At 55.4% G+C, this 5,614-nt stretch carries 5 protein-coding genes; 3 read left to right on the top strand and 2 right to left on the bottom strand.

The window, feature by feature from the left end:
- Positions 1-186: 186 nt before the first annotated feature.
- Together Z052_RS00610 and Z052_RS00605 are read right to left on the bottom strand one after the other, a co-directional pair.
- Positions 187-732, bottom strand: a complete 546-nt coding sequence (locus Z052_RS00610) for a hypothetical protein (RefSeq protein ID WP_089309382.1) — start codon at positions 730-732, stop codon at positions 187-189.
- Positions 733-738: 6 nt separating this feature from the next.
- The gene (locus tag Z052_RS00605; RefSeq protein WP_089309383.1) at positions 739-1,254 is read right to left on the bottom strand and encodes a helix-turn-helix domain-containing protein; all 516 of its coding nucleotides are present in this window, start codon (positions 1,252-1,254) and stop codon (positions 739-741) included.
- A gap of 777 nt (positions 1,255-2,031) precedes the next feature.
- Between Z052_RS00605 and Z052_RS00600 the strand changes: the two genes are divergently transcribed.
- The 3 genes from Z052_RS00600 (at position 2,032) to Z052_RS00590 (ending at position 5,174) form a co-directional block, all read left to right on the top strand.
- A complete protein-coding gene (locus Z052_RS00600) occupies positions 2,032-3,264 on the top strand; it encodes an orc1/cdc6 family replication initiation protein (RefSeq protein ID WP_089309384.1) in 1,233 nt (410 codons plus the stop codon).
- A 466-nt stretch (positions 3,265-3,730) separates the two neighbouring features.
- Positions 3,731-4,693, top strand: a complete 963-nt coding sequence (locus Z052_RS00595) for a ParA family protein (RefSeq protein ID WP_094519212.1) — start codon at positions 3,731-3,733, stop codon at positions 4,691-4,693.
- A complete protein-coding gene (locus Z052_RS00590; RefSeq protein WP_094519210.1) occupies positions 4,683-5,174 on the top strand; it encodes a hypothetical protein in 492 nt (163 codons plus the stop codon). The genes Z052_RS00595 and Z052_RS00590 overlap by 11 nt, the downstream gene beginning before the upstream one ends.
- The last annotated feature ends 440 nt before the right edge of the window (positions 5,175-5,614 follow it).

Raw genomic sequence — 5,614 nt, 5'->3', positions numbered from 1 at the left:
GCCGACATGGCGACAGAGGCATTCTCACAGACAGACCAGCGGGTGAATGAAAAATAACCTTCTCGAAAGTCGAGTTGTGGATTGCCCGGCAGCCGAAGTGACACAAAATGCGAGATATGCAGTTCTCGTCGGTCGACTATTTCAGGCAGTCATATGTACAAAGAATAGGAGCTCAATAGAGCCGGCTCAATCAAATTCAGGGACAAAATCCTCACCGAGTTCATCAGCGAGATCGCCACCACGAAGCCAACTGATTTGCTCAGTGTCGAATCCATATTGAGGGAGCAACGATTCAGCTGCTTCACCAAGTGGAATGTCGTTCGTTACGAGAACAACCCGATCTGCAGTATCAGTCAGAAGCAGTTCAAGCGCCAATCCGACCATTTCTGTGTCCGCTTTTTCGATGATATCTTCTGATCGGTTGCTGGAACTCGCAATGAAACTCCGTGCTTGATCCATCACTGTTGAGATATCCGAGTTCGAATAAGATGGACTTTCGGTGACTTTCATCCACCCCTCTTCAAGTGCTTCGTCAACGGCGTAATCACCAGTTGTGTACTCATTTAGAGATCGATCTCCAGTTACTTCTGCATACACTTGCGGCGAAATACGGAAGACGGTTTGACGCTGGCGGGCTTCTCGGGCAAGCGCCTGAAAGCGTGTACTTTGACGCCGGCCGCAACTGATGAGGACAGAAGAATCGATGAACACGACAGTGTCGTCATATTCCATTCTGAGTCAGTCCTCAAAGACAGGTCGGAGTGCGTCCAGAATAACGCCTGCTTCAAGGGGTGAGAGTTCTTGCTCTCGAGCCATAATCTGATGTGTAACCGAGCCATCGGCGTATTCGCGAGCGTATTCCAGCGCGACTGCCAGCCCGTCCAACCCGTGACGGTCAATGAACGTATCAATATCTTCGTCTCGGGTTCGCCGAGCAATCGCCTCAACTAACTCAGGCGTGATCTGCCGTTTGGTCTCACCATCTACCAATTGGAGTTCAATGTCATGAGCCCTGTATTCTGCTGGACGGCCATCGTTTGACTGGTGAACGAAGCCTGCACCCTCGAGATCCTCGACATACTCGTAGACCGTTCGCTGCGGAAGGTCGAGAGTCTCGACAATATCTTGTATCGTTGTAGATGGATGATGCTGAATATACGTATAGATCCATGCTTTGCGGGCATTACCGAGGAGTTCGAATGCTTCACCACCCGTATTGAGGGGGGTATCCCAGTTTGCTTCTCTAGTTGCCATTATTAGTAGCGAATTGTACGCAATCCGCAATAAGGGTTATTGAACTAGTACTGTCACATTCTCATTGGCCTCCTCCGTCCTAAAGGGTCATTCGGAGAACCAGTACCGGTTTTCGACGGACGTGACGAAGTCGAAGGCTTTGATGAGCTGAACTGCGCCCTCGTAGCCATGTATGAGAGTGCGCGCTCAATCCCGCTGAACGCCGGTAAGTCGTTCGTGTAGATGCCGATCGGTTCTGTCCGTCCCTGTTCGAGGAATGTTGCTGCTGCCCCACCCACTTCCGCATCTGCTTGCTCTATCGTGTGCTCGGGTCGATCGGTGGCAGCAGAAATATACTGACGAATTCGATCCATCGTCGCAGAAACGACCGGATTAGAATAGTCGACCTCCTCGAGAAGTTGAAGAACGCACAGAAGCCGCTGTACCAGTTAGCCGAGTCAGATACCGGTGATGTGTGAGTAGGTGGTGACGATGTGGACTCGATCTGCGCTGACGACACTCGTCAGAGCGGTCCAGTACACATCAGTCGACCGTACTATCCAACACACCCACCCCACCATTTCCAGTATTACTGGCCGAAACAGCCCACTCTCGATGTGCTGAAACACGTGAGAAAACTGGAAACGGTGGAGTGTGGCCGCGCGCGAAGATCGCCCTAGCACCCCCATATTACTAATAGAACAAACTGGAAACAGTGGGGTGGGTGAGGGTATTACTAGAAACACTGGAAACACTGGCAAGGCAGGTTTTATATCAGTTGCCTACACGTACAATACTATGCGCCGGTTTCAGCGGAATGCGTCCATCTTCGCCGACAAGGACGCACTCCGTGAATCCTACACTCCTCCCGAGATAGAGGAGCGCGATGAGGAGATCGCGGACTATATGGACGCTCTCCAGCCGGTTATCGATGGCTGGGAGCCGGACAATATCTTCCTGTACGGCAACACTGGCGTGGGAAAGACAGCCGTGACCGATCGGCTGATGGAGCAGTTGGAGGAAGACGCCGAAGAGTACGACGACATTGACGTCACGGTGTTCTCAGTGAACTGCAAGACGCTCTCGTCGTCGTATCAGGTCGCCGTACAACTCGTGAACGCGATGCGACCCGATGGTGGCGAGATTGCCGCAACGGGTCATCCGAAACAGACGGTCTTTCGGATGCTCTACGACGAGCTCGAAGACATCGGCGGCACCGTGTTATTGATCCTCGACGAGATCGACTCGATCGGCTCCAACGACGAACTCCTCTATGAACTCCCCCGTGCCCGTGCGAACGGCAACCTTGAGCACACAAAAGTCGGTATCATCGGCATCTCGAACGACTTCAAATTCTCCGACCAACTGGATCCACGTGTTCAGGATACGCTGTGTGAACGCGAACTCCATTTCCCAGCCTACGAGGCCGACGAACTCGTATCGATCGTTGAATCGCGAGCGGAAATCGCGTTGAAAGAGGATGCCGTCGATGAGGGAGCGATTCGACTGTGTGCAGCGCTCGCGGCGAAAGACCGCGGGTCTGCCCGACAAGCACTCGATCTCCTCCGCCTCTCGGGCGAGCAAGCCGAACGAGCGGATGAGGATGTCATCACCGAGGACCACGTGGAGGCGGCTCGCCAAGAGTTAGAGCGCGAACGCGTTGAGGAGGGGATCCGGCAACTCACCCATCACGGCCATCTCTCGTTGCTGTCAATCGTGTCGCTCGCTGCGGCCGATGACACGCCGGCCCGAACGCGGACTGTGTTCGAACGGTATCAAAACGTGTGTGAGACGATGGGCATCTCACCGCTGAGTCGGCGCTCGATTCACAACCACGTGAAGGACTTGGTGATGCTCGGCATCCTTCGCGAGCGCGACAACAACTCCGGGTCGGGGATGCGTGGGAACTTCAACACCTACGAACTCGACGTCCCGTTCGATTCGGCGCTTTCTGCACTTGCTGGCGAACTCGATATCGATGAGCGTGCATCGGAGCTCCGTCGTCTGGCCGACATCAACGACGTAGCGTAGGGCGACCGCTATTACTGGAAGCGGTGGGGGGAGGTACAGCTCAGTTCCGGATTTAGGAAATACTGAAACCAGTGTGGGTGGGTACAACGAGAAAACTGGATCCGGTGGGGGACCGCTACGAACAGCCGGCGTTTTGAGGATGCGGGATCTCAGGGGCACGACGAAAGATACCGACCCTAGCCCAGACTCCAGTCCGTGGCTGAGGGCCGAGGAACGGTGTGGCTGCGACGCGACACTGGGCGTACTCGGTTCACTCGATGAGTTCTAACAGTGGCTGCTCATCCCTTCTTATCCGGATATCTGGATATCTACATATCTGCATATCCAAATTAGATCAGATACTCAGATATCTACATATGTAGATATACAAGTGCTCACACATCCAAATATCTAAGTGGTTCCCATCTGGATACGTGGATATGCGCATATTCACCAATCTGGATGTGGCCGTACGGAGGCGGTCAGCGTGAGCGTCTCACTCGAAGGCTTCCCGGGTGCGGTCGTCTCGCTGTTCAAGGGCGGCGTTACCAAAACGTCCACGTCGCTCAACGTTGCCCACCAACTCTCTGAGCAAGGCCATGAGGTTGCCATCATCGACCTCGACAAGGACGGCCACTTGACCACGCTACTCGGATACGAGCGCGAGCTCGGAAACGGAGCCGACATCGGCGACGCGATCTTCGAGGAGACCGATCCGGCAGATCTCCTCACCGAGACTGAGTTCGGGTTGCACCTGCTGCCGGCTACGGAGGATCTCGAGACTGTTGAGGGCAAAATGAAAGACCAGAGCTTCGGCGTGAAGCTCATCCGCAGCGAAGTCGTCGAGCCGCTCGTTTCCGGCGACATCGACTACGTGTTCATCGATCCGCCTGGTGGGCGCGGGATGCTCCATGACGCCGCACTCGTCGCCGTCCAACGCGTGATCGTGCCACTCATCCCGAGCGCGGGCTCGGTGTCGGGGCTGGAGAATCTTCTTCGCCGGTCGCTCGTCCCGTTGCGCAACGAGGTTCCGCTCGATATCGTCGCGATCACGCCGAACATGATGCGCGAGAGCATCGCTCAGGAGAGCGGCGAGCAGATGCTCGCCCGTGAACTCAACACGAATGGGGAGTTCGGTGCAACTGCACAGGATCTCACGTACGACGGCTTCGACCACTATCTTCCCGAGTATGCACGCGTCGAGCCGGCGTTCTTCGAGGCGGTCGCCGACGGTGGCCGCTCGGTCACGGGCGAGTATCCAGATATCCCGAAGCCGGGCATCCGATACCGGAAGGCCATCAACGACGCCACTCGTCATGGGCTCCCGGTCAGCGAGTGGAAACCGTCATGTGACCAGGTGGCTGCGTTCGACGCGCTCGCCGACCGCGTTGCCGAAGCGAGCCCTGATCCCGAGGACAAGCGTGCGGAGGTGACGAATCATGCCCGATGAGGCGGACCGCTTCGGCGGCCTCGGCGATGCGATTGAAGAGGAGGAAGGTGACGGCGGAACGAGTAACGTGGACGAGCCAGCCGATAACCCGTCTACGGCCGATGCTGGCACGACCGCTGCGCCGTCGACGGGAAATAGCAACTCGTCGACGGAGCCGAGTGAAGACACTGACGAGAGACAACCCCCAGCTGAGGAGTACCCCGAACCATTCGGATTCGCAGAAACGAGCCAGCAGAGCTACTACGTCCGTGACGAGACGTTCGGCCCAATTAGTGCCAACCGGAGTCGTGTCGGGGCGGTGGCCTCAAAGCATGGGCTCGATGAAGACGAGCTCTCGAAACGCGAACTCCATGACGCTGAATTATCGGTTCTCCAGTCGTTCGAGGACTGGGACATCGCTGTCGCGGTCGAGGTGCTGGAGCGCCGCGGCGTCGACGTGGATGAGGACGAGATTCGAGCTGTCTTCGACGTCCTGCGATAACCCCACAAAAAGGAGGTTCGCTCATTTGTAGTGGCATCCGTCTTCAGTTAATACTCACAGTAATACGCAGTGGGTTCGTTTTCTTCCCCTATTCGACACCTTCACGCCAGCTACACGGAGAAAATGGCACCGATGGGGGATGTGTATCGCTCGATAGTTGGACCATCAGATTCTGAACTGTATATTCTCCCATGATTAATACCTTTGGGCATAATTCACTATAGAATATTACTACCAGGCTTAACTAAAGACGGATGATCTGTAGTGGTAGGTACAACCGAAATATCTTCGAGCAGTCAGATAAGTAATCTATCAGCACTGCCGATCGATCCACTGACACCACTTCTCGAAGTCTTCCGCTCCGGACTGGTCTGCGATGTTACGTAGTGTTCCAGTTCGGATCTGATCGTGTTGCGGGACGAGACGACACGGACATCATC

The organism is Halorubrum sp. C191 (assembly GCF_002727095.1).
Taxonomy (GTDB): Archaea; Halobacteriota; Halobacteria; order Halobacteriales; family Haloferacaceae; genus Halorubrum; species Halorubrum ezzemoulense.
Note: the sequence above shows the minus strand (reverse complement) of the source record. Positions and strands in the feature narration are given on the sequence as shown.

What these genes read in the sequence shown, in the direction of transcription:
- Z052_RS00605 (WP_089309383.1), bottom strand. Translation starts at nt 1,254, where the DNA reads ATGGCAACTAGAGAAGCAAACTGGGATACCCCCCTCAATACGGGTGGT.
- Z052_RS00590 (WP_094519210.1), top strand. Translation starts at nt 4,683, where the DNA reads ATGCCCGATGAGGCGGACCGCTTCGGCGGCCTCGGCGATGCGATTGAA.
- Z052_RS00610 (WP_089309382.1), bottom strand. Translation starts at nt 732, where the DNA reads ATGGAATATGACGACACTGTCGTGTTCATCGATTCTTCTGTCCTCATC.
- Z052_RS00600 (WP_089309384.1), top strand. Translation starts at nt 2,032, where the DNA reads ATGCGCCGGTTTCAGCGGAATGCGTCCATCTTCGCCGACAAGGACGCA.